Here is a 23,151-nt window from a genome sequence, read left to right on the forward strand (position 1 = left end):
GGCATTTAAGCGAGAGCTGAAATGCGCGAAAGTGATACTCAGGCATCTGAAGGCCGTGACACATGGCGCGGCAGTGGCGGAGGGAACGTGGGCGACGAACAAGGACAGCGGGGCAGTGGCGCCGAGCGTTCGGCAGCACGTCACCCCTCGGCCGCCGCCGGTTCCGCACTGACCGCGCCGACCGCGCCGACCGCGCCGACCACCCTGAACGCGCTCCACGATGAGGCGCTCCTCGACCGACTCGAGGGCGACGCCGAACTCGATCGGGTGGCCCGCGCGCTCGCCGACCCCGCGCGCCGCTTTGCCCTCGAACTTCTCGTCGTGGGGGGAGCCTCCGCCGGGGACCTCGCGGCCTCGTTGAGCGACACGTTCGGCATCTCGACCGCACGAGCTTCGCAACATCTCCAACTGCTCGCCAAGGCCGAGTTGGTTGACGTCACCGCAGACGGGCCATGGCGGTGGTATAGCCTGCCCCGCACCGTTGGAAGGCCGCTGAGGGACTGGCTGCGCGGACTCGAACGCTCCTACTGACCGCGCGCGTGCAGCAGGTCGTGCCTCACCAGGATCTCGTCGCGGGCGGGGCCGACACCGATGGCCGAAATACGGCAACCCGAGATCTTCTCCAGCGCTACTACGTAGTCCTGTGCGTTCTGCGGAAGTTCCTCGAACGTCGTCGCGCCGGAGATGTCCTCCGTCCAACCAGGGAAGGTCTCGTAGATCGGCACTGCCGCTGCGAAGTCGGCCTGGTCCTGCGGCAACTCGTCAAAGCGCTTGCCGTTGACGTCGTACGCGACGCACACAGGGATCTCTTCGATGCCCGTGAGCACGTCCAACTTGGTGAGGACAAAGTCCGTGAGGCCATTGACCCGGCAGGCGTAGCGGGCGATCACGGCGTCGTACCACCCGCAGCGGCGCGGCCGCCCAGTGGTGGTTCCGAACTCGTGGCCGACGTCGCGCAACAACTCGCCCCACTTGTCGGTCAGTTCCGTGGGGAACGGACCCTCGCCCACGCGGGTCGTGTACGCCTTGACGATGCCGATGACGGAGTCGATCTTGGTGGGGCCAACACCAGAGCCGGTGCAGGCGCCGCCTGCCGTCGCGTTCGACGACGTGACGAACGGGTAGGTGCCGTGGTCCACATCCAGCATGGTCGCCTGGCCGCCCTCGAACAGGACGTTCTTGCCGGCGTCGAGCGCCTGGTTGAGCAACAGCGACGTGTCCGCCACCATGGGCGCGAGCCGCTCGCGGTAGCTCAGCAGCTCCTCCACCACTTCGTCCACTTCGATGGCACGGCGGTTGTAGATCTTGACGAGCATGTGGTTCTTGGCGACCAGCGAGCCTTCCACTTTGTCGCGCAGCACGGCCTCGTCAAAGAGGTCGCCGATGCGGATTCCAAGGCGGTTGATCTTGTCGGCGTACGCAGGGCCGATGCCGCGGCCGGTGGTGCCGATCTTGCGCTTGCCTAGGAACCGCTCCGTCACCTGGTCCAGGGTGCGCGCGTACGGCGCGATGACGTGCGCGGCATTGGAGATGAGCAACTTGGAGGGGTCGACCCCGCGCTCGATGAGCGCATCGAGTTCGCCCATGAGCACGGAGAGGTCAACGACAACGCCATTGCCAATCACAGGGATGACGCCTGGCGTCAGAATCCCCGATGGCAGCAGGTGGAGGGCGAACTTCTGATCGCCGATCACGACAGTGTGACCGGCGTTGTTTCCGCCATTGAACTTGACCACGTAGTCGACGCGGGAGCCAAGAACATCGGTGGCCTTGCCCTTACCCTCGTCGCCCCACTGGGCCCCTACGATCACGACGCCTGGCATCGCTTGACTCCCCTCACCCGGTCTTAGCCGGGGCTTGGTTGTTACTAGAACGTGCGAAAGCCCCCGGCGCAGTTGCGACCGGGGGCGTTCCGCATCGCAATACCTAGATCTTCTTACCAGCCGAGCCGAGCTGCTGGCAGGCCTCGACCACGCGAGCGGCCATTCCTGCCTCGGCAAGCTTGCCCCATGCGCGGGGGTCGTAAGCCTTCTTGTTGCCCCACTCGCCATCGACCTTGAGCACGCCGTCGTAGTTCTTCATCATGTGGTCAACGACGGGACGCGTGTACGCGTACTGGGTGTCCGTGTCGACGTTCATCTTGATGACGCCGAACTCGACAGCGGTCGCGATCTCCTGGGCAGTGGAGCCCGAGCCGCCGTGGAACACCAGGTCGAAAGGCTTGTCCTTGCCGACGCTCGCGCCGACGGCCGTCTGGATCTCGCCGAGGATTTCGGGACGCAGCTTCACGGCGCCTGGCTTGTAGGCACCGTGCACGTTGCCGAAGGTCAGCGCCGTGAGGTAGCGGCCCTTCTCGCCGGTGCCGAGCGCCTTGACCGTCGCCATGCCGTCTTCGACGCTCGTGTAGAGCTTCTCGTTGATCTCTGCTGCGTGGCCGTCCTCTTCGCCACCGACAACGCCGATCTCGATCTCGAGGATGGTGTTGGCAGCCTGCGACAGCTCCAGCAATTCCTCGGCGAGCTTCAGGTTCTCGTCCATCGGGACGGAGGAGCCGTCCCACATGTGCGACTGGAAGATCGGCAGACCGCCAGCCTTGACCTTCTCGGTCGAGGCGGCGAGCAGCGGACGCAACCAGTTGTCGACGTACTGAGCGTGGCAGTGGTCGGTGTGCAGGGCGATGGTGACGCCGTAGGAGTCGGCGACCTCGCGGGCGTAAGCGGCCAGGGCGAGCGAGCCAACCACCTGGTCCTTCACGCGTGCGGCGCCGGAGGCGTACTGACCGCCGCCGACCGAAACCTGGATGATGCCGTCGGACTCAGCCTCGGCGAAGCCCTGAATGGCTGCCGTGATGGTGGACGACGAGGTGATGTTGATCGCCGGGAAGGCGTATCCGCCAGCCTTGGCGGCATCGAGCATCGCGTTGTAGGACTCGGGGGTGGCGAGGGCCATGCGTAACTCCTGAATAAGTGGGTGTAGTAACCGCCGCCTATTGTGTCAGAAACCAGGGCCCGACGCTCCCGGCCCATCGTCCCGGACCCGGCTGGCCAAGCGGTCTATGTGGGAGGCGGCGAACGCGGCTTCCGAGTGGTTGGTCGTGAGGGCAGCGGCAACCCGCCACGCCGCGAGTGCCTCAGTGGTGTCGCCCAGCCGCTCGAGGAGGTGGGCTCTGGCCGCGTGAAACAGGTGGTACTTCGCGAGCCCCTCGATGCGCTCCACCTCGGCGAGACCCTCCGATGGCCCGCGCGCCTCCGCCACCGCGACGGCACGGTTCAACGCGACGACGGGGCCGGGGGTCATCGTCAACAGCAGGTCGTACAAGCGCACGATGCGTTCCCAGTCCGTCGCGTCGTGCGTGTGTTCCGCCGCAATGAGGGCCTGCACCTGCCACGGCCCCATGCGCCGTTGTGCGAGCGCGACGGACAGTGCCATGGAGCCTTGAGCGATGCGGACCCTGTCCCACAACGTCCGATCCTGACGCCCGAGAGGCACCAGCACTCCGTTGCGATCCACCCTGGCCGCCTCACGGGAGCGGTGAAAGAGTTGAAGCGCGAGCAGCCCTCCCAGTTCGGGTTCGTTAGGTAGCGCATCTGCCGCCGTGGCCGTGAGCCGGATGGCCTGATCCGCGAGTGCCGAGCGCGTCAACCCGCCAGCGTCGGCCGTGTGCGCGAGGTAACCCTCGTTGAACACCAGACCCAGGACGGTCGCAAGAGTCTCCGCCCGCTCGGAGAGGTCGGCCGGGATGATGAGCGGAATCCTGGCATCCCTGATCTTGCGCTTGGCACGCACGAGTCGCTGTGCGATGGTCGCCTCCGGCACCAGGTACGCGGCCGCGATCTCGGCCGTCGTGAGTCCCCCGACGAGCCGCAACGTGAGCGCCACTTGCGCGTCGCGCGCGAGCGCCGGGTGGCAACACAGCAGCATGAGCCTGAGTTGCTCGTCCCCCACGTGGGCCAACTCCTCGATAGGCCGCGGATCCTCATCGGCGCCCGCGCCTGCCTCGGCCTCGATCAGCGGCGCGTGTGCGACGGCTCGTCGCCTCCGTGCGGCCTCACGCCGCGCGCGGTCGACGGCCACGTTGCGCGCCACCGTATAGACCCACGCGGCGGGGTTCGCGGGGATCTCCTCGCTCCAAGCCGTCGCCGCGCGGGCGTACGCCTCTTGAAGACACTCCTCGGCGACATCGACGCTGCCGGCGCGGTCCGCGAGGAGGGCGAGCAACCGCCCACCCTCCTCGCGAGCCAGCCGCGTGAGCGCGTCGGCCGCTGCCTTGGTGGTGGTCACATGAACGCGGAGAGGTCCATGATGGGCCGCACCTCGACGGCCCCCTCGCCGACGGGGAGCTTGCGGGCCCATTCGATCGCATCGTCAAGGGTGTCGACGTCGATCAGGTAGAAGCCACCAAGGTGCTCTTTGAGTTCCACGAAGGGGCCGTCAAGGACCTGCGTGGCGCCGTCCTTGTGGCGCACGGTAGTGGCGGTCTCGACGGGTAGCAGCGCCTCGCTTGCCACGAGGGCGCCTGCGGCCGTCAGTTCGTTGGTGTAGTCGGTCCACGCCTGCATGTACGCACCGAACTCCGGGGCTCCCGGCTCGGGCGAGGGCAGCGTGGGGTCAGAGGCGATGATCAGTAGGTATTGCACGTCGGTCTCCTTGAACGTACGAGCCCGAGCCAGCCCCGGGTCTCACCCTCATGACGCAACACCGGGTCCACATCGACACTCTTCGTGTCAGATAGCGGCGTGCCCCGCCTCGATGTCCCCATGCTGGCGCACCCAACTGTGCATCGCAATGGCTGCCGCCGCCCCTGCGTTGATGGAGCGCGTCGAGCCGTACTGCGCGATGGCGAGCGTGGCGTCGGCCGCCTCCCGCACCGCGTCGGAGAGGCCGACGCTTTCCTGGCCGAATACCAGCACGCACTCCCGCGGCAGCACATACGTCTCGAGAGGAACGGAGCCAGGCAAGTTGTCGATGCCGATGACCGGCAGGCCCTCTCCCCGCGCCCACTGCGCGAACTCCTCGACGGAGGAGTGGTGCCGCACGTGCTGATACCGGTCGGTCACCATGGCGCCGCGGCGGTTCCAACGCCGGTTGCCGACGATGTGCACCTCGCGCGCCATGAAGGCGTTGGCGGTGCGCACCACGGAGCCGATGTTGAAGTCGTGTTGCCAGTTTTCGATCGCGACGTGGAAGGGGTGACGACGCTCGTCGAGGTCCGCCACGATGGCCTCGTGGCGCCAATAGCGGTACTTGTCGACGACGTTGCGGCGATCCCCGCCGCTCAGCAGGGCGGGGTCGAGGCGCGGGTCGGTAGGTGGGTCGCCTTCCCAAGGCCCGACGCCGACGCTGGCAGGTTCCCCAACGAACGGTTCCTCCGCCGCTACGGGTGCCTCGTCCATGACTGACAGGCTACGCGCGGCCGCCGCTCTTCCACGCCGCCACCAGGTTGGTGCGCTGGGAGGTGTTGAGGACGGAACCCGCGTACAGCCTGGCGCCCACGATGATGAGCACCACCGCCGTCACGGCGACGATGGCCGCCGCGATAGCCGGCTCCCACAGTGCGGCATCGCCGGTGGCCACACGACCGGGCATGATGAGCGGCGCCGTGAGCGGCACGTAGGACAACACGACGCGCAGTGGGCTCTCTTCGGTGAGGAAGACGGCGGCGAAGAACGGGATCATGACGGCCAACTGCATGTACAACGTCGATGACTGCAGGTCCTCGATGCGCGCCGAGAGCGAACCCGTGACGGCCCACAGACACGCGAGCATCAGGAACCCCAACACGAAGAACAGCAAGAACCACCCCGAGGCTCCGAGCGCTTGACTCACGATGTCCCCCTGGCCCGCCAGGCCTGCGCCCACCAGCCCCGCGCCGACGATGAGTGCCACCTGCGCGATCGCCATCACCGCGTTGCCAGCGACCTTGCCTGCGAGCAACCACCGCACCGGCAGCGCCGCTACCAGTAACTCGACCACGCGCGACTGCTTCTCTTCGACCACTGACTGCGCGATCGCGATCCCGAACGTCAGCACCGAGAAGTAGAACAGGAATCCGAAGACGACCACAAGGAGTTGCGGCGGCACGGCGTAGTCAGGCCCCGGCTCGAGGATGTCCACTCGCGGCGGTGTGGGAGCGACGAGCGCGCTGAGTTGCTCGTTCGTGAGTCCCGCTTCGCTGGCGACCTGTTGAGACGTCACCTGCGCCGACGCGGCGGCAACAAGGCTCGTCAACTCGTCGGGAACGCCTTCACGGCCCGTGAGGACCGCGCGGCCGCCGTCAACGCTCAGCACTGCGGTGACGTTCTCGTCCTCCAGCGCCGCCTCGACCGACTGAGCCTCGACGATGGTGACGTCAGCCTTCGGCACTCCGGGAAGTCGGGCCTCGTCCGGCGCGGAGACGAGATTCACCGCCGCATCTGAGACCTCGTACGCGTCCTCTGCCACGGCTAGCGTGTACGACGGCGCGCCTCCGGAGAGCATCGCTGGCAGCGCAATCGACGCGATGATCACGGCGATGAAGATCACCGTCGACGCGAGAAAACCCTTGTCGTGGAGCTTGACGTTGATTTCCCGTCCGGCGATGATCCTCACCAATTCGCCACGGTTCACGCTCATCGGGTCACCTCCGCAAACAGCTCTGACAGCGACGGCACGGCCCTGCTGAAGTGGGTGACCGCCCCGGCGCGCTGAGCATCGGCAAGCAGCGCTTGAGGGTCGACGCCTTCCCCCAGCTCGATCACCGAAGACTCGCTACCGACGGCAACCACGTCAGCGCCCGCGAGCGTCGGCCGCCATTCCGGCGCACCCTCAACGCCCACACGGTAGCGAGAACCCGCACGCTCGTCGCGAAGCGCTTGGGCGGTTCCCGCCGCAAGAACGCGACCCTCGTGAATGAGCACGATGTCGTCGCAGAGCCGCTCGACCAGATCGAGTTGATGGCTCGAGAACAGGACGGGGACTCCGGCCCGCGCTCGCTCTGTGAGTCGCTCCGCCATCGCATCCATCGCGATCGGATCGAGGCCACTGAAGGGCTCGTCCAACACGAGCAACTCAGGCTCGTGGATGAGAGCCGCAGCCACCTGCACCCGCTGTTGATTGCCCAGTGACAGTGTGTGCAACAGATCCCCAGCGCGATCCGCCAGGCCGAAATCGGCGAGGAGCGCGTCGGCCCTTTCACCCGCAACCGTGGTCTCCACGCCGAAGATCCTCGCGAGATAGACCAGTTGGTCGCGCACCTTCATCTTGGGATACAGCCCGCGCTCTTCTGGCATGTAACCCACGCGCCGACGCGCATCGAGAGTCATGGGGGCGTTTCCCCACGTCACGGTACCCGCGTCAGGTGCGAGCACTCCCACGATCGCGCGCATGGTCGTGGTCTTGCCGGCACCGTTAGCGCCAACGAATCCCGTCACACGACCCGGCCGCACGTCAAAAGTGACGTTGTCGAGCACCTTCCGGTTCCCAAAACTCTGCGTCAAGCCGCTGACGTGCAACGTCAAGGGCATGTGGCTCTCCTTAGCAATCACGCCGGTGAAATGTCTGTCAGCTCGACCGAGAGCGCCGCCTTCGCGTCGCGTGCTCGAGCGCGAGCCTCGTCTACCGTAACGCCTCTTGAGAGCGTCACCGCCATTCTGCGTCGGCCCTCGACGCGGGGCTTGCCGAACAGTCGAATGTCCGTGTCAGGCACCGCCACCGCATCGCCGACGCCGTGGAATGTCGCCACTCCCTGCCCTTCCACCAAGACGGCGCACGACGCCGAAGGGCCGAGCGTCGTGACGTGCACTGGCAAGCCAAGAATCGCCCTCGCGTGAAGAGCAAACTCGCTGAGATCTTGCGAGACGAGGGTGACGAGGCCGGTGTCGTGCGGCCTGGGCGACACCTCGGAGAACAGCACCTCGTCGCCGCGCACAAAGAGTTCCACTCCGAAGACACCCCAACCGCCAAGCGCCCCGGTGACGGCCTCGGCGATGGCTCGCGATCGTACGAGGGCTTCGTGAGACATCGCTTGCGGTTGCCACGACTCGCGATAGTCGCCGTCCTCCTGTACGTGCCCGATCGGATCGAGAAACAGGGTCCCTCCGACGTGTCGCACCGTCAGCTGCGTGATCTCGTAGTCGAAGTCGACAAAGCCCTCGACGATCACTCTGCTGCCAGCGGCGCGCGCCCCTTCCATGGCATACCGCCACGCAGCATCGGCGTCGGCCGGGGTCTTGACCACTGACTGACCCTTCCCCGACGACGACATGACGGGCTTCACGACGCAAGGTGTGCCCAACTCGGCCACTGCCGTGTGGAGAGCCTCGAGCGAGTCGACAAAGCGGTACGGCGACGTGGGGAGTCTCAACTCCTCGGCTGCGAGGCGCCTGATCCCCTCGCGGTTCATCGTCAGGTGTGTCGCACGAGCGGTCGGAACCACCGTGATGCCGCGAGACTCGACCTCGAGCAGCACCTCGGTGGCGATCGCCTCGATCTCCGGCACCACCAGATGCGGGCGCTCCTGGTCGATCAGGGCGCTCAAGGCGTCGGCGTCAAGCATGTCCACCACGTGCGACCGGTGCGCGACCTGCATCGCGGGGGCGTCCGCGTACCGGTCTGCCGCGATGACCTCGACGCCGAAGCGCTGAAGTTCAATGGCGACCTCTTTGCCGAGTTCTCCTGAACCCAAGAGCAAGACCCGGGTGGCTCCGGTGGACAAAGGGGTGCCCAAAGCGGTGGTTGTGTACGTCATCTCCCCATCCTGGCAGGCGCTGAGGGCTCACGCCGCTGGCTTACGCTTGTCAAATGCGCGCACCGATGTTGCTTCCCGATTGGATGGATCCTGAGATCCTCATCAACAGTTTCATCGACCGCTTCGGCGCCGCTGCGCTCGTCGCCATTTGCGTCGTCGTGCTCATCGAGACCGGGCTGCTCTTTCCCTTCCTGCCGGGAGACTCGCTGCTCTTCACTGTCGGCCTGTTCATCGGTACAGGAGCGCTCGAGGTTCCGTTGTGGGTGGCATGCCTTGCCCTGTTCGGAGCTGCACTGTTGGGAGACCAGCTGGGCTACGCCATTGGTCGCAAGGCCGGCCCCGCCATCTTCAGGCGCCCCGATTCACGCTTCTTCAAGCAGCAGTACATCGATCAGACTCACGCCTTTTTCGAGCGCTACGGCGGTCGCGCCATCATTCTGGCCAGGTTCGTGCCGTTCGTCCGCACCTACATCCCTGTAGCCGCTGGCATCGGCAAGATGGAGTACAAGCACTTCTTGCGCTACAACGCCATCGGAGCCTTGCTATGGGGCGTTGGCGTGACGTTGCTGGGGTACTGGCTCGGCCGATTCGACGTGGTGAAGAACAACATTGAGATTGCCCTGATCTTGATCGTGGGCGTGTCGCTCATCCCGATCGCCGTCGAGTGGCTCAAGCACCGCCTCGAAGCGCGCAAGGCTTCGCGCCTGATGGACGCCGTTGAGTCGGACTAGCGCCTCGCCCTGGAAGCGGAGACGCTAGAACTCCACCGTGGGGGTCTGGCGTACAGCGGCGTCCTCGATCTCGAAGTATTCGGCGCGGGTGAAGCCGAACATCGAGGCGACGATGTTGCTGGGAAAGACCTCAATCTTGGTGTTGAGCTCGCGAACGTTCGCGTTGTAGAAGCGCCTGCCGGCGGCAATGCGGTCTTCAGTGTTGGTGAGCTCCTGCTGAAGTTGCTGGAAGTTCTGGTTCGCCTTGAGGTCTGGGTAAGCCTCCGCCACCGCGATCAAGCGGCCGAGCGCTTGGGTGAGCATGTTTTCCTGTTGCGCCTGTTCGGCGACGGAAGAGCCAGGCTCAGAGGCCAAGTTGCGCGCACGCGTGACCTCTTCGAAAGTGCCCTTCTCATGAGCGGCGTAGCCCTTGACCGTCTCCACCAGGTTGGGGATCAGGTCGTGGCGACGCTGCAACTCCACGTCAATCTGGCGCCACGCCTCCTGCACCAGGTTCCGCAAGCGAACCAGGCTGTTGTACAGCGCGACCGCCCACACGGCGACAAGCGCCAGCACGACGAGGACGACGACCAGGACGATTTCCACGAGAACTCCTTCAGTTCGCTACGTCGCCGATGCTATCGGGCAGGGGGACCTGGCGCCAGGCGGCCATCGTCATCGGTGGATGACTGATCTTTCTGGGAGAATCGAGCGTCGTACTTGCGGCGCTTGGCATAGAGCACGTGTTGCTCGTCTGCGTCTCGGATCTCGGGCTTGTAGCCGCCGATCAACGCACCGGGAGTGCTCATCGAGGGCAGTGGTCCTGGCGAGTTCGCCAGCCGACCGTGATCGTCAACGGTATGACGCGGCAAGTACCGTGCGATCGCAATCAGGCCGCTCAGCCGGGAGGCCAAGGACGAGATCCCTTCTCCCTCGCGATCAATCCTGACGGCGAGACCACGTTCGAACAGCATCGGTGCCCGCGGAGTCAGGGCGTTAAGACTGTGCAGCACGCGCGGTCCGAGCATGTCGTGAGCGATACGAGCATCGCTACACACCACGCGCCAGTTTCGATTGAACGACGCAGACTCGAAGTCGCGGTCGGCGCCTCCCAAGAGCTTCGTGAGAGCAGAGGTCACTCCCTCGGGAATGAGCATCAGGCGCGGTAACTCGTCCGGGAGCCTGACCACCGATACCCGGTGACGGCCGGTCAATGTCAGACTGTCATGGACGCGCACATGCCACTCGTAGATGCCGTCGTAGCACTCGAATCCGCCGAATCGTCCCGCGATGACATGGATGTAGCGTGAGGTTGACGTGTTGAAGGGCGGAGTCCGCAGCGTCGCCAAAAGTCCTGACAACTGTGTGTGGTAGGTCCAACCGTGTCTCGCAGCGAAGGCCTGCGCCTCGCGTCGACGATGACCTGCGAGCGCAGTGTCCGCGAAGAACGAGCCTGCCACCGTGACGACGCCGATCAGCGCGAGCACGGCCATCAGCGGCGTGACGAAGCCGATGTACAAAGCGAGCCCGGCAACCGCGAACAGCCCCGCGCCGATGAATCGACGCACGTTGCGCGGAGCCGCCAGTTGTGCGAGCCACATGGCCTACTCCAGTCCGAGGTCGGCCAACCGCGCGTTGCGCGCGTGGGAATGCTTCAAGGGAAGGGGCGCTCTCATGAACGCGAGCCTATCGAGCGTTGAGCGCGAGAACGGGGCCTTTCGCCTCGACCGTGCGGTGCCGCTTCGCCGCTGGCGCCAGCCACGGCTGAACTGTTCGGGCGACTACCGCGCCGTGCTACTGCGCACCTGGCGTCGCGGTGGGAGGCAGTTGGACGGGTTGGGCGGCAGCGCCGCCCCCGTCTTGACGTCCACGCACCGCTGGTTTCCTCCGCTGGTCATCCGCATCAAGAGGTCGCGGGTAGTAGACGGTGTCGCGCGGCACGTCCTGGCGACTCAAGCTGGAGCGATCGTCAATGGTGTGCTGCGGTATGAGTCGCGCCACCGCGAGAACTCCGCGGAGCCTTTCATCGAGGGTGTCGACCCCCTTGGAGAAGTCGTCGAGGCTGATGCCCCACCCGGCCTCGAACAGCAGTGGCGACTTGAGGTTGAGCTTCTCAAGCTCACTCATCACGCGCGGACTTAGCATGTCCGATGCCACCCGCGCGTCATCGGCCAACACGCGCCAAGAGCTATTGAACGTGCTCGACTCGAAGTTCTGGTCGGCACCGCCGAGGGCTTTGACGAGCCGTGCACCACGGCTCTCTGGAATCAGGATGAGGCGAGGGAGCTCAGCCGGCAGCCTCACCGCCGCGACCCTGTACCGCCCCGCCGTCCCGTCACCTTTGAGCAACCCCCACTCGTACACGCCGTCGAAGCACTCGTGGCCGTCAAAACGGCCCGTCACCACGTTGCTGTATGAGACTTCCAGCGCACCGAACGGCGGCGTCTCAATCGCACGAAACAAGCCGTTGTGCCGGTCCTCGAATGCCCAATCGCTATGGTCGGCGAACCACACCGCCGTCATGCGTGCTCGACCAACTCGTGACTCGGTCGCGAGTTGGCCAAGCCCCGCCGCTGCGTAGGCGATCACCATGAGAAACCCTGTGAGCGGTGTGAAGGTGTGGGTGATGAAAGCAACAACCGCCCAAATGAAGATGAGGACGTAGACCCAGCGCCAGACATTGCGCGCCATCACGAGGTTCGTCCACCACATGGCCTACTCCAGTCCGAGGTCGGCCAACCCATACAGAGACAGGTACGGAAGCCCTTCCGCTTCGATTTTCTCCCGAGCGCCAGTGTCACGGTCGACGATCACGGCAACGGCGACTACCTCAGCACCCGCCTCGCGCAGTGCCTCGACAGCGGTGAGTACAGATCCACCCGTGGTCGAGGTGTCCTCCACCGCAACGACTCGCCGACCGCTCACGTCGGGCCCCTCAATACGGCGCTGCAGTCCGTGGGCCTTGGACTCTTTTCGCACCACAAAGGCGTCGAGTTCCAGGCCGCGCGAGGCGGCGGCGTGGAGCAAGGCCCCTGCGACAGGATCGGCCCCGAGCGTCAGCCCGCCCACGGCGTCAACGTCGGCCGGGCCGTGGCCCGCCTCCTCCAAGGCGTCGAGCAAGAGGTGTCCGATGAGCGGCGCGGCGGCGTGGTGGAGCGTCACCCGACGCAGGTCGACGTAATAGTCAGCCTCTTTGCCAGAAGCCAAGGTGACCTTGCCGCGCACCACGGCCAAGTCGGTGATGAGGTCGCGCAACTGCTCGCGAGGTGTCGTCAGGCTCATGGCCGTCAGCGTACCGGTGCCGGCGTGAGCCTCGGCCGGGACCACACCGTCAGCGGCCAAGCGATGCGGCCCGTGACTACTACGCGGGTCCCTTGCGAGCGAAGGCGCGCACCCAGGTACGCGGCAGCACCTTGACGATCCCCGTCATCGCGCCATAGCGCACCGATGGTGTGACGAGCACTTGCTTGCGCCGCACTGCGGCGAGCGCAGCCCTGACCACGTCTTCCGGCTCAAGCCACGCGATCTCTGGCAACTCGTCGTAGGACTCAAGTTCCGCACGCTCATGAAACTCTGTGTGCGTGAGGCCGGGCAAGACGGCTGTCGCGCTCACGCCTGTTCCCTTGAGCTGCGTAGCCAAACCCTCGGTGAAGGACGTGACCCACGCCTTGTGCGCCGCATAGCTGCCGTTGCCGAGCCAACTAGCGACTGACGACACATTCAGGATTGCACCATGGCCCCTTGCGGCCATCGCCTGCGCCGCTGCATGAGACAACACCAGCACCGCGCGGACCATCACGTCGAGCGCCGCAAGCTCCTCGTCGACGGTGGTGTGGAGGAAGCCCCGCTTCAGCCCCATGCCAGCGTTGTTCACCAACAGGTCGACGGGACGTTCTGCGTCGAACAGCCGTGCGGCGACGGACTGTGTTCCTTCCGGAGTCGAGAGGTCCGCGACCAGCACTTCGACGCGCACGCCGGTGGCTCCCGCCAGGAGATCGGCCACTTCGCTCAGCCTGTCCCGCGACCGCGCCACCAAGATGACGTCGCGCCCGGCGGTGGCGAGGTTCCACGCGAACTCCTCGCCAAGCCCTGAACTCGCTCCTGTGATCATTGCTGTAGCCACGGTCCCAGGCTACGCGGGTGCTGCCGGTAGCGTGGGGACATGCGCCTCGCCACGTGGAATGTGAACTCGATCAGGGCCAGAGTCGACCGCGTGGTCGACTACCTGGAGCGAAGCGATATTGACGTGCTCTTGATGCAAGAAACGAAGTGCAAGCCCGAGCAATTGCCGGTCGCGCCCTTTGCGGCCGCTGGCTACGAGGTGGTCTCCCACGGCCTGAGTCAGTGGAACGGTGTCGCGATCGCGTCGCGCGTTGGCATCGCCGACGTCGAGCTCGCCTTCCCAGGCCAGCCTGCCTTCGGGAAGCCGGGCATCGATCCTGTGGTGGAGGCGCGCGCGATCGGCGCGACGTGCGGTCCGCTACGTGCGTGGAGCGTGTACGTCCCGAATGGCCGTGGCCTCGCGGACCCGCACTACGCGTATAAGCGCGCCTTCTTGACGGAGTTGGCGGGCGTGGCAGCCTCGTGGACCTCCACGCCTGTCATGATCGGCGGCGACTTCAACGTGGCGCCGACTCCCACTGACATCTGGGACGAGGCCGACGCGGAGGCCGTCACCCATGTCACGGAAGAGGTCCGACAGGACCTCGCAAAGCTTGAGTCGGCGGGCTTCGAGGAGTTGAGCAGGCGCTTCATTCCCGACGAACGCCGCTACACCTTTTGGGACTACAAGCAGTTGCGATTTCCACGCAACGAAGGCATGCGTATCGACTTCGTGTATGCCTCCCCCGCCGCCGCCGAAGCGGCGACGGGGTGCGTCATTGACAGAGACGAACGCAAGGGCAAAGGCGCTTCCGACCACGTTCCGGTGGTCATCGACCTCGACACCGCGCTCTTGCCTCGTGCGTAGTCTCGACTACTGCTGTGCGTCCTTGAGCGAGCCAGTGGTCCTCGTAACCTCGCCAGCCTCGTCAGGCGTGTAGACGGCGCAGATGACCTCGCGGTCGCCGCTGCCCCAGCCTTCGGCCTCTGGGTACACGTAGTAGACGTCGAGCACGGATGAGTAGTAGTCGATGCCTACGTACTCTTCGAAGCCGGTGAGGCACATGTCGACCGCCTGCTCCTCGACCTTGAGGGCGTCGTAGTCGCCATCGATATCAGCGCCACCCTTGTAGTACACCTCTGCGTCGTGCTCCTCCGAGCACTTGAAGCCCTCGAGCTCGGTGACCGAGGTCGAGTTGACATCGAGGTCAATACAATCGCCGACGTCGGCCGTAGGAGCGGCCAGCATCGAGCAGCCCCCCAGCAGAAGTGCGGCACCTGCCAGTGCAGCCATGATGCGCATCATTGTTCCCCTCATTATGGGCGCCCGGATGGGCGCACTCAGATGCTAGCGGTCCTCCCGCCTGACTTCGGCGGATTCTTGCCTGGAGGCGATCGCTTCCACCACGGCGGAGTCGCCATGGAGAGCCAGCCAACTGAGGAGGCTCGCCGGCGTCGCGGCGTGGGCTGCCACCGCGGGCCGTGCCTCTGGAAGCGTGAAGGCGAGGTCCTCGAGGTCTGCTGATGATGCGGCAGGGTCCAGAGCAGGCGTGGGCACGGGGACAGCGTGTTGTGCCGGTGGGGCGGCCGTGGCCGGGTACGCAAGAGCCTTTGCGGTACTGCGAAGCACGCCAAGACCGCGACCTCGTGACCATGCGGCCCGAGCAGAACGGAGCGAGTGGCGCACCCACAACTCTCTGGTGGCCGCGACGGCGACGGCGTATGAGACAAACCACACCACGGGCACCAGGCGGTCAGGGGCAGACCCTCCCGCGGCGAGGGCTGCGGAGAAGTACACCCCGGCGGCGACAGACAGCACGATGCGAGTCGACAGTGACAGCGCGAGTCGTGGATGAAGCGACGCCACAATCCAGGCAAGAAAAAGGGCACCGGCGATCGCTAGTGCGATCTGCTCGGCGCCCCATTCCATCAAGACACCCCTCCACCTCGTGGAGAGAAAGGAGATCCCCCCCTCGCGAAAGAGGATTCCACGGTCACTCCCCGGCCCGCAAGCCCCCACTTATGGGGGCACTTTGTGAGTAATGGCACGGAGCCCGCGTCTTTCTCAACTACGCCTGGTACCGCTATCGTGACAAAAACGACACGCTCCAAGGGAGAGAAATGTCCACGCGCCGCACGATCGCCTTGGTAGAAGACCACGCCCTCATCGCGATCGGCTTTCGCGACCTCATTGCCGATGCCGACGACCTCGAGCTGGTGGGCATGGTCGAATCGGTCGCGGAGTTGGACAACTTTGGCACCGACCTCGACCTGGTGGTGCTCGACTTGCGGCTGAGCGACGGATCAAAGCCAGAAGAGAATGTCGACGCCATCCACGCCAGGGGTTCACACGTGCTCATCTACACGGGTGCAGAGGATCGCAGGCTCATCCAGTCAGCGGCCCGCTCCGGCGCACTCGGGCTGATTCGCAAGTCAGTGTCCCCAGCGGTATTGCTCGACGCCATCAGGACCGCAGCCGACGGTCGCGAGGTGTTCGGTACCGACTGGGCAGCGGCGATCGACGCTGACGAAGTCCTGAGGGACGCCAAGCTCTCCGCCCGTGAGCAAGAGGTTCTGAGCCTCTACGCCTCGGGAGAGACGGCGGTTGCCGTCGCGCAGACAACCGGCCTGTCGCGCGAGACCGTCGCCGACTACGTGAGCAGGATCCGTCGCAAGTATGCCGAGGCGGGTCGACCAGCCCATTCCAGGATCGATCTTTACAAGCGCGCTCTTGAAGACGGCATCCTGGACGGTCACGACACATGAGTGCTCCGCTGACGCACGTCGACCGCGTCAGCGAAGATACCGCTAGGGCCAGGCTCGAGCGCCTCCTGTACTCGTCCGTCGGATTTGCCGCGTTGATCTACGGAGGCGTGCTTTACGCAGGCTCGGGCGGGATCTCCGGTCAGACGCCACAACTCGCGCCCTGGTACGGCTGGGGGCTCATCGCCATTGCGATCGTCATGCCTGCCACGCTCGGCATCCTCACGTGGGTGATGTCGCGCCGCGCGGTGCGCCGCTTCGCTGGCACCACGGCCCTGCTGTTCCTCGTCTCCATGATGGTGTTTCCGTTCGGGCTGTCGACGCCCACCTTGATGGACAACGCGACTCCTTGGTATCAAGGCATTCACGCACTCCACGGCATGATCGCCGCGACGGCCTGGCAGCGCAGATCGATCTGGGTGTACGGACTCGGCCACGGAGTGATCATTGGCGTCGTGCAAAACGCCGTGAGAGAAGACGCCACGAAGGCCGCCTTCCTCGACGGAGCCGGGTCCCTCGTGTTCATCATCATTCTGATGGCCGCCACCCTCGGCGTCGTTGGCGCTGCTGACAGGCTTGATCATGCGTCGGAACTCGCACGGGCCCAAGCGGCGAGGACAGCCGCTGGGCGCACTCGGGAGCGGGAAGAGACGCGCATCAACGCGATGGTTCACGACGACATCATGTCTGTGCTGCTCACTGCCTCTCGCGAGAATCCCCCTGACTCGCTGCGCGACCAAGCGCGAGTCGCCATCGCCTCGATTACCTCTCTGGAGACGCGCGACGCCTCGGCCAGGGTCTACTCCAACAAGGAGACGGCGCAAGCGCTACTGGAGGTGGTGGAACGCGTCGCCCCCCTCACCCAGGTTGTCCATCAGGAGGCAGGCGACATCGAAGTGCCAGCCGACGTCGTGACGGCATTGAGTGATGCCCTGGCAGAAGCGCTCAGGAACTCGGTCAGGCACGCTGGACTCGAAGGTGGCGACGTGCCTCGTCGCGTCACCATCGCCGCCGACGATCGCGGTCTGGTGGTGACAATGGAGGATGAGGGCAAGGGCTTCAACACCCGTGCGGTGCAATCACGGCGACTCGGGATTAGTTTGAGCATCATCGAACGCATGTCGATGGTGGAGGGCGGTAGCGGAGACGTCGCGAGCCGGCTTGGCGAGGGGACAACCGTCACGCTCACGTGGGTGAGGCCCTCGTGACCGCACCTCGCTTTGAGCCAGTTGACTCCTCGCAGCTCCTCCGACTGTCTTCTGACGCCGCCCGCGTGGTGATGGGCCTGTTCATGTTCTCGAACATCCTCTACACCTTCGCAACGATCGACGAAGTGCAAAATCCCGCGCCGGTCATCCTCGCCATGGTGCTGGTCAACGCGGCTGCAGTGTTACTGGTTCTTGAGCGTCCCGATCCGTTTCCAATGCTCCTCACCATCGTGGTGGTGGCCGCTGTCGCGATCAGCACCGTCCTGGTTGCCTTTCAACTTCCCGACGCCGGTCCGCCTGGCAGGGCCAGCTGGCACTTGGGGTCAAACACCTGGATGCTCTTCTTCCTGGCCATGAGAAGACGTCCGGGCGCGGCGTGGATCGGCTACGTCCTGATGGCGGCAGGGACTCTCGCATGGAGCACCTCCGTGGACAGGGGGGTCGTCGAAGGCGTGCTTCTGCTTGACACGCATGCCGCGATTCTGTTCGTCGCGACACTCTTCGAGGTGAACCTGCGGCGCACCGCACGCCGCATCAACGAGTTTGGCGAGCACTCGGTAGCGTCGGCCGTCGAGGCCGCTGAAGGCGCCACGTCGGCTCAGATCCGCCAACGACGCGTGCGGGAGTTGAGGGCCTCCGCAGTGCCCTTGCTCGAGCGCATCGTCGACCACGGTCCCCCTCAGACAGAGGTGGAGCGCCTTCGCTATGCCACCTCAGAAGCGCTGCTGCGGGACGGAGTGAGGGGCAGGTCCCTCATGACCCCAAAGATCGCGACAGCGGCAACGAGGGCGCGCGAGAGGGGTGTTGAGGTGACGCTGCTCGACGACCGCGGCCAGGGGCTCGATTCAGGCGAAGCCATGGTGCGAATGAGTGCCGCCGTCATCGACGAGCTCGACGCCGCGGAATCGGGATCCGTCACCGTGAGGCTCGCACCCCAGGGGCGCCCCATCGCCGTTTCCATCGTCACCTCCGGCGAGCGAGGCAGGGTCGAACTGGATGCGACCGGTCAGCCAGTGAGCATTCGGTAGTGACCACACGACAAAGCCCTTGCGGCTGCTACGAAAGTGCAGGCGCAAGGGCTAAGGGTCACTCGCGCGCCCGGAGGGATTCGAACCCCCAACCTTCTGGTTGGTAGCCGACGGCGCTCCCGCAGACGTCGTCGAAGAGGCCCCAGAACGGCCCGACGCCGACGTGATCCCCATCAGAAGCCGGGCCGCGAGCCTGTCACTACCGGAGGCAGAGAGCGCATGAGCGACGTCGACGAGAAGTATGTTCGGTTCATAGCCCTCGATCTGCTGGCGGAAGTGACCAGCGCGTCCCGAGCGCACCTAGAGCGCCGTGCGGCATGGCACGAGGGACGCTGGATCGACCGGGCTCTTGGCGACAGCCCGTCCGACGACTTGTGGTCCGAACTGAGCGTCGATGCGTGCCTTTTCATGGTGCGTACCGTCCGGTCCGCTCGGAGGATGCGCGACCTCGAACTTCGCGAGATGGCGATCGCCGCGGTGTCGGCATGATCAAGTGGAAGTAGTTCTCCCGTCGTCCACAGGCCCGGCCGGGAGCGTCATGTCCCCAGGTAGGGCAGCGCGTCGCACACTCGCCAACGGCGTCCGGATGTACGTTCTGGACATGCACACCGGGGCACTGTCGCCCGCGTGGCGGGGGGCGCTCGAGGCATGGGTGCCGTGGCTCCGCACGCGCGGACTGAGGGAGACATCCATCCGAGCGCGCGTCGAGCACGTCACCACGCTCGCCCGCCACATCGGCGTCGAGGATCCGTGGGCCGTCACACGCGATCAGCTCGTCGACTGGGCAGGGCGCCAGGCATGGGCACGAGAGACCCGGCGTTCACGCCACATCTCCTTCGCCCAGGTCTATGACTTCGGACGCGAGCGCGGTTACCTGGTCGACTCCCCCGCCTACGCCCTGGCGCACGTGCGTGCCGCGATCGCCAACCCGCGGCCGATTCCCCACGACGTCTACGCGGCCGCGCTGTATGGCGCCGATGAGCAACTGGCGCTGCTGCTGCGTCTCGGCTTCGAGGCAGGCATGCGGCGCACTGAGATGGCGCTCGTTCACGCTCGTGACTTGGTGCACGACGCCGGGGGGTGGACGCTCACCGTGCACGGTAAGGGAGCGAAGGACCGCGACGTTCCGCTCAACCCGTCCCTGGCGCTGGCGATCCGCAAAGCGTGTCTCGCCGGCGGTGGGTGGTGTTTCCCTGGATCCGACCACGGCCACCTCAGCCCACGCTGGGTCGGCAAACTGCTGACGCGAGCGCTGCCCAACCCGTGGACTGCCCACACCTTGCGGCACGCGTTCGGTACGGAGCTCCTGCGTCTCGGCGTGGATCTCCGCACGATTCAGTACCTGCTCGGCCACTCGTCGGTGGCCACCACCCAGCGGTACACCAAGCCCGCTGACGACGCCCCTCGAGCGGCGATCACCGCGCTACGCGACCGGTACGCAGGCTAGGGCGCAATGCCCCGGACTAGGAGTAGCAACCCACGTCTCGCATGATGTCGTCGAGGTACTCCATCAGCTCGGCGTTGCCCGTGCCGGTACGCTCGCGCTGCTGCGCGTTGTTCGCGTCGGCCGTGTCGAACTCGGCCTGAAGCCCGTCACAGTCAGCCGAGGCCTCAAACGAGTCGATGCGCTCCTTGACGGACGCGTCGTAGTTGTCCCACGGAACGCCTTTGCTCTCTCCGCATGCCGCGAGCGCCAGGACCGCGAGCGCGATCGCGCCCGCCTTCGTGATGTTGACCATGCTTTCACCCTAGCGGCGCCGGACGACGTCGTCACGAGTCATGTGCGCGGGCGCGACAAAACGCCCCCTCACGCTGCCCGGCGAACCGGTGCGTGAGGGGGCATTCGTGTCATGTGCGACCGTCAGTGCGGCCGCATGCAATCAGGGTGCCGGCAGGGCCTCCCGTGGCCGTGTAGCGGCGTTCTTCAACAGAGCCAGCAGGGTGGTCGTCGCACACACCGACAGGATCGTGAGCCAGTCGGCCTCGAAGACGTTGAGGACCTCCACCGCGGCGAGCATCGTCACCAGCGAGTTACCGAACGTGCGGACCACACGCCACGTGACAGCAACCCACATCGGGCGCCCCGTGTCAGGGTCGGGCACCGAGACGATCGACATCACGATCGACAAGCCACCCGAACCGAGAGCGACACCGACGATGTACAACCAGTTCAACTCGGTCAGCGACGCCCCGACCGTGAAGAACGACACAGCGATGAGCTTCTCAGCAGCCTGAGAGCCCGCGCGCTCGAGCGCATCAGACCAGAAAGCCCTGGTGGCCAACCGGCCCAGCCACATGGCCAGGGCAGACCGAATGCTCTGCATTCGCGTGGGGGGGAGCATGGTGATTCCTTCCGTTGAGGGGTCGTGCACTCTAAGGGGGACGCCGACGCCTGGTCAGCGTCCGTCGATGTGGTTGCCCAGGCGCTTCTTGATGTCGCCGATGTCGCCCGAGATCGTGTCGAGCCGGGCATGTACCTCACGCGACTCCTTGTGCGCCGCCTTGGCCGCGACGCGCGCGGCATCCGCTGACCGCCTGGCTGCACTGGCCTCGGCCATCGCCTTGTCGATGTCGTCACGAGCGTTGGTCTCGTGAGTGTTCTTCACCTCTTCGTGGATCTCCGTGACTTGCCTCGATGTCACCTTCGAGCCCCTAGAGGTGCGGGCCGCGGCCACCAGCGCCAGGCCAGCGATGACGGCCGTGGCGATCTCCGTCCAGTCCATGGCTTAGGCAGCAACGAAGAGGTAGGCGTCCGAGTCGAACACCGTCACCTTGACTCCTGGTGCTGTGTTGCCCGGGGCCGCGGTGAGGCGGGCGTAGACGGCATCCCCACGTGCGACGCCATGTTGGAAGGTCACGGAACGGTTGATACGGCCGTCACGGTCGAAGTCCATGCGCTCGACGTAGTGGTTTGAGTGCGGGCCGGACGTAGTGGTGTCGTCCCAGAGAAGGACCACCTCGAGCACGTCGCCGGGCTCGCCTTCCGCGTAGATGTGCAGCGTGATGACGTAGGGGCCGATGCCACCGACGATGTTCGAGGCTTTGTCGGTTCCCAACCCTGATGCCGTGTTGAGGTGGAACGTCTCGCCCGGTTCGACCATCCGGCCGGTGTTGCGTGCTGTCGCGTCTTGCGTGTGATAGTGCTTCACTTTGACCTCCTGGCCGGTGGGGTTGAGCGCACCAAGGACGCCCTTGGGTCGGTACTGACGGGCGTCGAACTCGAAGTGCCAGTCCTCGGAGCTGATGGTCTGGCGCCACCCGTACTCGGGGTGCGCGGCAAGCCAGGAACGCATCGGGTCGTTGCAGTCGATCGCGCGACCATTGCCGTGAATGGACGTGCCGGGGATTGCAGCCATCCCCCGGTTCGATGTACGGACGTACCGCTTGCCCTTCCACCACCGCACGTCGCCATAAGGGCCATTGCCGAACCACTGGACGGTGTACCGCTCAAGGAAGATGCGGACCTGCTCGACGTAGGGCCGGTGCGTTTCGGTGATGTGGGTTCTGGGACACCCGTCATCGAACGCGCGTTCTAAGGCCGCGGCAGCCGGGGCATCAAGGGCGAACGTTGTGCCGCCGAGTGTGGTCAAGATCATGACGTCTCCCTGTCGATCTCTTTGTGTTGATGCCGAGGCGTCTAGCGGACGCAAGCACGGCGAACGACCGTCGGCCCAGTGCTTGAGGGCACGTGTGCGGTGAATGTGCGGTTGAGCTGGTGCTGACGATGTCGCGGAGGCCAGGTCATCCGCGCCGGCCGGGTGGCGCTGTTGCTTGCGGCACCGCACATCGTGGGCAACCCCTACACCGGCGTGTAGATGAACGAGCCCTGCATTGTGGAGCCGGCAGCGAACGTGATGGGCGACGTCGGCGTCGGGTAGTCCAACGCTGTTGAGCCTCCAGACCCCGTGTCGCGTCCAAGGCGAACCGTGGTGGTCGACGTGTTGTCGGCCACAATCCACCCTGGGGCGGTCGCACCGGCGTTGGTCGCATAGGTCACGTGGCCCTCGAAGAACGAGAAGGCAAATGGCGTGACCGGGGTCACCGCGGGATACGTGAACTTAGGTGTCGTCGGGAAGGTAGCGCCCGTCGTGCCAAAGATGAACTTGAAGTCAACGCGGACCCGCCCCTGTTCGAAACGGTACTTGGTCTCAGCGAGCGCTGACCCGCCCGTGCCCACAGCGAATCCGGTCAGCGTCGCTGTGTAGGCGATCCAGTCCGACTCCCACCCCTTCCACGCCGTCCCGTTGTGCCGCCACGTGATCTTCGTGTCGACCTGGAAACCCAGGTCACCCGCCACCATGCCCGTCGCAGCGCCCCGCTCCGCGTCGTCCGCCCAGACGTAGTGACCAGACGTCGAGATGAAGTTGTCACCGTCAACCGTCCAGATCACCCGATGCGCTGCAGGCAGGTCCTCCTGGTAGAAGAAGATCGGCGACGACGTCGACGGCACCACGGGCGTCGACGCGGCCGCCAGCGATGCCAAGAGCGTCGTGCGTGCCGCCGCGTCAGCGACAGGGAGTGGGTCACGGATGGTCAGCGACAACTTGTCAAACGCCGACCGCGCCGGAGCGTCGGTGGAGGCCGGCACATTGTGGCCAGCGAGGTCGATTCCCATG

At 65.5% G+C, this 23,151-nt stretch carries 28 protein-coding genes; 8 read left to right on the plus strand and 20 right to left on the minus strand.

Going from position 1 to position 23,151, the window contains the following annotated elements; all coding sequences use genetic code 11:
* Positions 1-87 precede the first annotated feature (87 nt).
* Complete coding sequence (locus LGT36_RS10505) at positions 88-531, plus strand: helix-turn-helix transcriptional regulator (RefSeq protein ID WP_226097138.1); 444 nt, start codon at positions 88-90, stop codon at positions 529-531.
* Here the strand turns inward: LGT36_RS10505 and LGT36_RS10510 are convergent.
* From LGT36_RS10510 to purT, 8 genes are all read right to left on the minus strand, one after another.
* Entirely contained in the window at positions 525-1,823 is a 1,299-nt protein-coding gene (locus LGT36_RS10510; RefSeq protein ID WP_226097139.1) for an adenylosuccinate synthase, read from the minus strand. The genes LGT36_RS10505 and LGT36_RS10510 overlap by 7 nt on opposite strands.
* Positions 1,824-1,926: 103 nt before the next feature.
* Positions 1,927-2,949 (minus strand): class II fructose-bisphosphate aldolase, encoded by a 1,023-nt coding sequence (gene fbaA / locus LGT36_RS10515; protein WP_226097140.1) that lies wholly within the window; start codon positions 2,947-2,949, stop codon positions 1,927-1,929.
* Positions 2,950-2,994: 45 nt separating this feature from the next.
* Complete coding sequence (locus tag LGT36_RS10520) at positions 2,995-4,281, minus strand: RNA polymerase sigma factor (RefSeq protein ID WP_226095742.1); 1,287 nt, start codon at positions 4,279-4,281, stop codon at positions 2,995-2,997.
* Entirely contained in the window at positions 4,278-4,637 is a 360-nt protein-coding gene (locus tag LGT36_RS10525; protein ID WP_226095743.1) for a YciI family protein, read from the minus strand. Before LGT36_RS10525 ends, LGT36_RS10520 begins: the two co-directional genes overlap by 4 nt.
* 87 nt (positions 4,638-4,724) lie before the next feature.
* Positions 4,725-5,393 carry a TrmH family RNA methyltransferase gene (locus LGT36_RS10530; RefSeq protein WP_226095744.1) on the minus strand — a complete coding sequence of 223 codons (669 nt, stop codon included), beginning with the start codon at positions 5,391-5,393 and terminating at the stop codon, positions 4,725-4,727.
* Between the two features lie 10 nt (positions 5,394-5,403).
* A complete protein-coding gene (locus LGT36_RS10535; RefSeq protein WP_226095745.1) occupies positions 5,404-6,612 on the minus strand; it encodes an ABC transporter permease in 1,209 nt (402 codons plus the stop codon).
* A complete protein-coding gene (locus LGT36_RS10540) occupies positions 6,609-7,502 on the minus strand; it encodes an ABC transporter ATP-binding protein (protein ID WP_226095746.1) in 894 nt (297 codons plus the stop codon). Before LGT36_RS10540 ends, LGT36_RS10535 begins: the two co-directional genes overlap by 4 nt.
* Positions 7,503-7,519: 17 nt before the next feature.
* Complete coding sequence (gene purT, locus LGT36_RS10545; RefSeq protein WP_226095747.1) at positions 7,520-8,725, minus strand: formate-dependent phosphoribosylglycinamide formyltransferase; 1,206 nt, start codon at positions 8,723-8,725, stop codon at positions 7,520-7,522.
* A 53-nt stretch (positions 8,726-8,778) separates the two neighbouring features.
* Between purT and LGT36_RS10550 the strand changes: the two genes are divergently transcribed.
* Positions 8,779-9,456 carry a DedA family protein gene (locus LGT36_RS10550; protein WP_226095748.1) on the plus strand — a complete coding sequence of 226 codons (678 nt, stop codon included), beginning with the start codon at positions 8,779-8,781 and terminating at the stop codon, positions 9,454-9,456.
* Between the two features lie 24 nt (positions 9,457-9,480).
* Here the strand turns inward: LGT36_RS10550 and LGT36_RS10555 are convergent, their stop codons facing one another.
* From LGT36_RS10555 to LGT36_RS10575, 5 genes are all read right to left on the minus strand, one after another.
* Complete coding sequence (locus tag LGT36_RS10555) at positions 9,481-10,041, minus strand: LemA family protein (protein ID WP_226095749.1); 561 nt, start codon at positions 10,039-10,041, stop codon at positions 9,481-9,483.
* Between the two features lie 32 nt (positions 10,042-10,073).
* A complete protein-coding gene (locus LGT36_RS10560) occupies positions 10,074-11,036 on the minus strand; it encodes a hypothetical protein (RefSeq protein WP_226095750.1) in 963 nt (320 codons plus the stop codon).
* Between the two features lie 193 nt (positions 11,037-11,229).
* On the minus strand, positions 11,230-12,147 hold the full coding sequence (locus LGT36_RS10565; protein ID WP_226095751.1) for a hypothetical protein: 918 nt from the start codon (positions 12,145-12,147) through the stop codon (positions 11,230-11,232).
* A gap of 3 nt (positions 12,148-12,150) precedes the next feature.
* Positions 12,151-12,717, minus strand: coding sequence for an orotate phosphoribosyltransferase (gene pyrE / locus LGT36_RS10570; protein WP_226095752.1), 567 nt, complete (start codon positions 12,715-12,717; stop codon positions 12,151-12,153).
* Between the two features lie 79 nt (positions 12,718-12,796).
* Entirely contained in the window at positions 12,797-13,558 is a 762-nt protein-coding gene (locus tag LGT36_RS10575) for an SDR family oxidoreductase (RefSeq protein WP_226095753.1), read from the minus strand.
* Positions 13,559-13,597: 39 nt separating this feature from the next.
* Between LGT36_RS10575 and LGT36_RS10580 the strand changes: the two genes are divergently transcribed.
* Entirely contained in the window at positions 13,598-14,404 is an 807-nt protein-coding gene (locus LGT36_RS10580) for an exodeoxyribonuclease III (RefSeq protein ID WP_226095754.1), read from the plus strand.
* 6 nt (positions 14,405-14,410) lie between these two features.
* Here the strand turns inward: LGT36_RS10580 and LGT36_RS10585 are convergent, their stop codons facing one another.
* On the minus strand, positions 14,411-14,842 hold the full coding sequence (locus LGT36_RS10585) for a septum formation family protein (RefSeq protein ID WP_226264552.1): 432 nt from the start codon (positions 14,840-14,842) through the stop codon (positions 14,411-14,413).
* Between the two features lie 42 nt (positions 14,843-14,884).
* Entirely contained in the window at positions 14,885-15,469 is a 585-nt protein-coding gene (locus LGT36_RS10590; RefSeq protein WP_226264551.1) for a hypothetical protein, read from the minus strand.
* A 188-nt stretch (positions 15,470-15,657) separates the two neighbouring features.
* On the opposite strand from LGT36_RS10590, the gene LGT36_RS10595 reads away from it, so the two are divergent.
* From LGT36_RS10595 to LGT36_RS14155, 5 genes are all read left to right on the plus strand, one after another.
* Positions 15,658-16,302: a response regulator transcription factor gene (locus tag LGT36_RS10595; protein WP_226094745.1), complete on the plus strand. Its 645-nt coding sequence runs from the start codon at positions 15,658-15,660 to the stop codon at positions 16,300-16,302.
* Positions 16,299-17,507 (plus strand): sensor histidine kinase, encoded by a 1,209-nt coding sequence (locus tag LGT36_RS10600; RefSeq protein WP_226094744.1) that lies wholly within the window; start codon positions 16,299-16,301, stop codon positions 17,505-17,507. The genes LGT36_RS10595 and LGT36_RS10600 overlap by 4 nt, the downstream gene beginning before the upstream one ends.
* The gene (locus LGT36_RS10605) at positions 17,504-18,535 is read left to right on the plus strand and encodes a hypothetical protein (RefSeq protein ID WP_226094742.1); all 1,032 of its coding nucleotides are present in this window, start codon (positions 17,504-17,506) and stop codon (positions 18,533-18,535) included. The genes LGT36_RS10600 and LGT36_RS10605 overlap by 4 nt, the downstream gene beginning before the upstream one ends.
* Positions 18,536-18,754: 219 nt before the next feature.
* Positions 18,755-19,024, plus strand: a complete 270-nt coding sequence (locus LGT36_RS10610; protein ID WP_226094486.1) for a hypothetical protein — start codon at positions 18,755-18,757, stop codon at positions 19,022-19,024.
* 112 nt (positions 19,025-19,136) lie between these two features.
* On the plus strand, positions 19,137-19,982 hold the full coding sequence (locus tag LGT36_RS14155) for a tyrosine-type recombinase/integrase (RefSeq protein WP_226264550.1): 846 nt from the start codon (positions 19,137-19,139) through the stop codon (positions 19,980-19,982).
* 16 nt (positions 19,983-19,998) lie between these two features.
* Here the strand turns inward: LGT36_RS14155 and LGT36_RS10620 are convergent, their stop codons facing one another.
* From LGT36_RS10620 to LGT36_RS10640, 5 genes are all read right to left on the minus strand, one after another.
* A complete protein-coding gene (locus LGT36_RS10620; protein WP_226094768.1) occupies positions 19,999-20,274 on the minus strand; it encodes a hypothetical protein in 276 nt (91 codons plus the stop codon).
* 141 nt (positions 20,275-20,415) lie between these two features.
* Positions 20,416-20,877 (minus strand): holin, encoded by a 462-nt coding sequence (locus LGT36_RS10625; protein WP_226094767.1) that lies wholly within the window; start codon positions 20,875-20,877, stop codon positions 20,416-20,418.
* 54 nt (positions 20,878-20,931) lie between these two features.
* On the minus strand, positions 20,932-21,258 hold the full coding sequence (locus LGT36_RS10630) for a DUF2746 domain-containing protein (protein ID WP_226094766.1): 327 nt from the start codon (positions 21,256-21,258) through the stop codon (positions 20,932-20,934).
* A gap of 3 nt (positions 21,259-21,261) precedes the next feature.
* Positions 21,262-22,131 (minus strand): D-alanyl-D-alanine carboxypeptidase family protein, encoded by an 870-nt coding sequence (locus LGT36_RS10635; protein WP_226094765.1) that lies wholly within the window; start codon positions 22,129-22,131, stop codon positions 21,262-21,264.
* Positions 22,132-22,334: 203 nt separating this feature from the next.
* Complete coding sequence (locus tag LGT36_RS10640) at positions 22,335-23,150, minus strand: hypothetical protein (RefSeq protein ID WP_226264549.1); 816 nt, start codon at positions 23,148-23,150, stop codon at positions 22,335-22,337.
* Position 23,151: the final 1 nt, after the last annotated feature.

Origin of the sequence: Demequina sp. TMPB413 (assembly GCF_020447105.2) — a bacterium.
GTDB lineage: Bacteria > Actinomycetota > Actinomycetes > Actinomycetales > Demequinaceae > Demequina.

Coding starts and splice junctions, on each gene's coding strand:
- LGT36_RS10510 (WP_226097139.1), bottom strand. CDS start 1,823: ATGCCAGGCGTCGTGATCGTAGGGGCCCAGTGGGGCGACGAGGGTAAG.
- fbaA (WP_226097140.1), bottom strand. CDS start 2,949: ATGGCCCTCGCCACCCCCGAGTCCTACAACGCGATGCTCGATGCCGCC.
- LGT36_RS10530 (WP_226095744.1), bottom strand. CDS start 5,393: ATGGACGAGGCACCCGTAGCGGCGGAGGAACCGTTCGTTGGGGAACCT.
- LGT36_RS10535 (WP_226095745.1), bottom strand. CDS start 6,612: ATGAGCGTGAACCGTGGCGAATTGGTGAGGATCATCGCCGGACGGGAA.
- LGT36_RS10540 (WP_226095746.1), bottom strand. CDS start 7,502: ATGCCCTTGACGTTGCACGTCAGCGGCTTGACGCAGAGTTTTGGGAAC.
- purT (WP_226095747.1), bottom strand. CDS start 8,725: ATGACGTACACAACCACCGCTTTGGGCACCCCTTTGTCCACCGGAGCC.
- LGT36_RS10550 (WP_226095748.1), top strand. CDS start 8,779: ATGCGCGCACCGATGTTGCTTCCCGATTGGATGGATCCTGAGATCCTC.
- LGT36_RS10560 (WP_226095750.1), bottom strand. CDS start 11,036: ATGTGGCTCGCACAACTGGCGGCTCCGCGCAACGTGCGTCGATTCATC.
- LGT36_RS10565 (WP_226095751.1), bottom strand. CDS start 12,147: ATGTGGTGGACGAACCTCGTGATGGCGCGCAATGTCTGGCGCTGGGTC.
- pyrE (WP_226095752.1), bottom strand. CDS start 12,717: ATGAGCCTGACGACACCTCGCGAGCAGTTGCGCGACCTCATCACCGAC.
- LGT36_RS10580 (WP_226095754.1), top strand. CDS start 13,598: ATGCGCCTCGCCACGTGGAATGTGAACTCGATCAGGGCCAGAGTCGAC.
- LGT36_RS10585 (WP_226264552.1), bottom strand. CDS start 14,842: ATGATGCGCATCATGGCTGCACTGGCAGGTGCCGCACTTCTGCTGGGG.
- LGT36_RS10595 (WP_226094745.1), top strand. CDS start 15,658: ATGTCCACGCGCCGCACGATCGCCTTGGTAGAAGACCACGCCCTCATC.
- LGT36_RS10600 (WP_226094744.1), top strand. CDS start 16,299: ATGAGTGCTCCGCTGACGCACGTCGACCGCGTCAGCGAAGATACCGCT.
- LGT36_RS10610 (WP_226094486.1), top strand. CDS start 18,755: ATGAGCGACGTCGACGAGAAGTATGTTCGGTTCATAGCCCTCGATCTG.
- LGT36_RS14155 (WP_226264550.1), top strand. CDS start 19,137: ATGCACACCGGGGCACTGTCGCCCGCGTGGCGGGGGGCGCTCGAGGCA.
- LGT36_RS10620 (WP_226094768.1), bottom strand. CDS start 20,274: ATGGTCAACATCACGAAGGCGGGCGCGATCGCGCTCGCGGTCCTGGCG.
- LGT36_RS10625 (WP_226094767.1), bottom strand. CDS start 20,877: ATGCTCCCCCCCACGCGAATGCAGAGCATTCGGTCTGCCCTGGCCATG.
- LGT36_RS10630 (WP_226094766.1), bottom strand. CDS start 21,258: ATGGACTGGACGGAGATCGCCACGGCCGTCATCGCTGGCCTGGCGCTG.
- LGT36_RS10635 (WP_226094765.1), bottom strand. CDS start 22,131: ATGATCTTGACCACACTCGGCGGCACAACGTTCGCCCTTGATGCCCCG.
- LGT36_RS10640 (WP_226264549.1), bottom strand. CDS start 23,150: ATGGGAATCGACCTCGCTGGCCACAATGTGCCGGCCTCCACCGACGCT.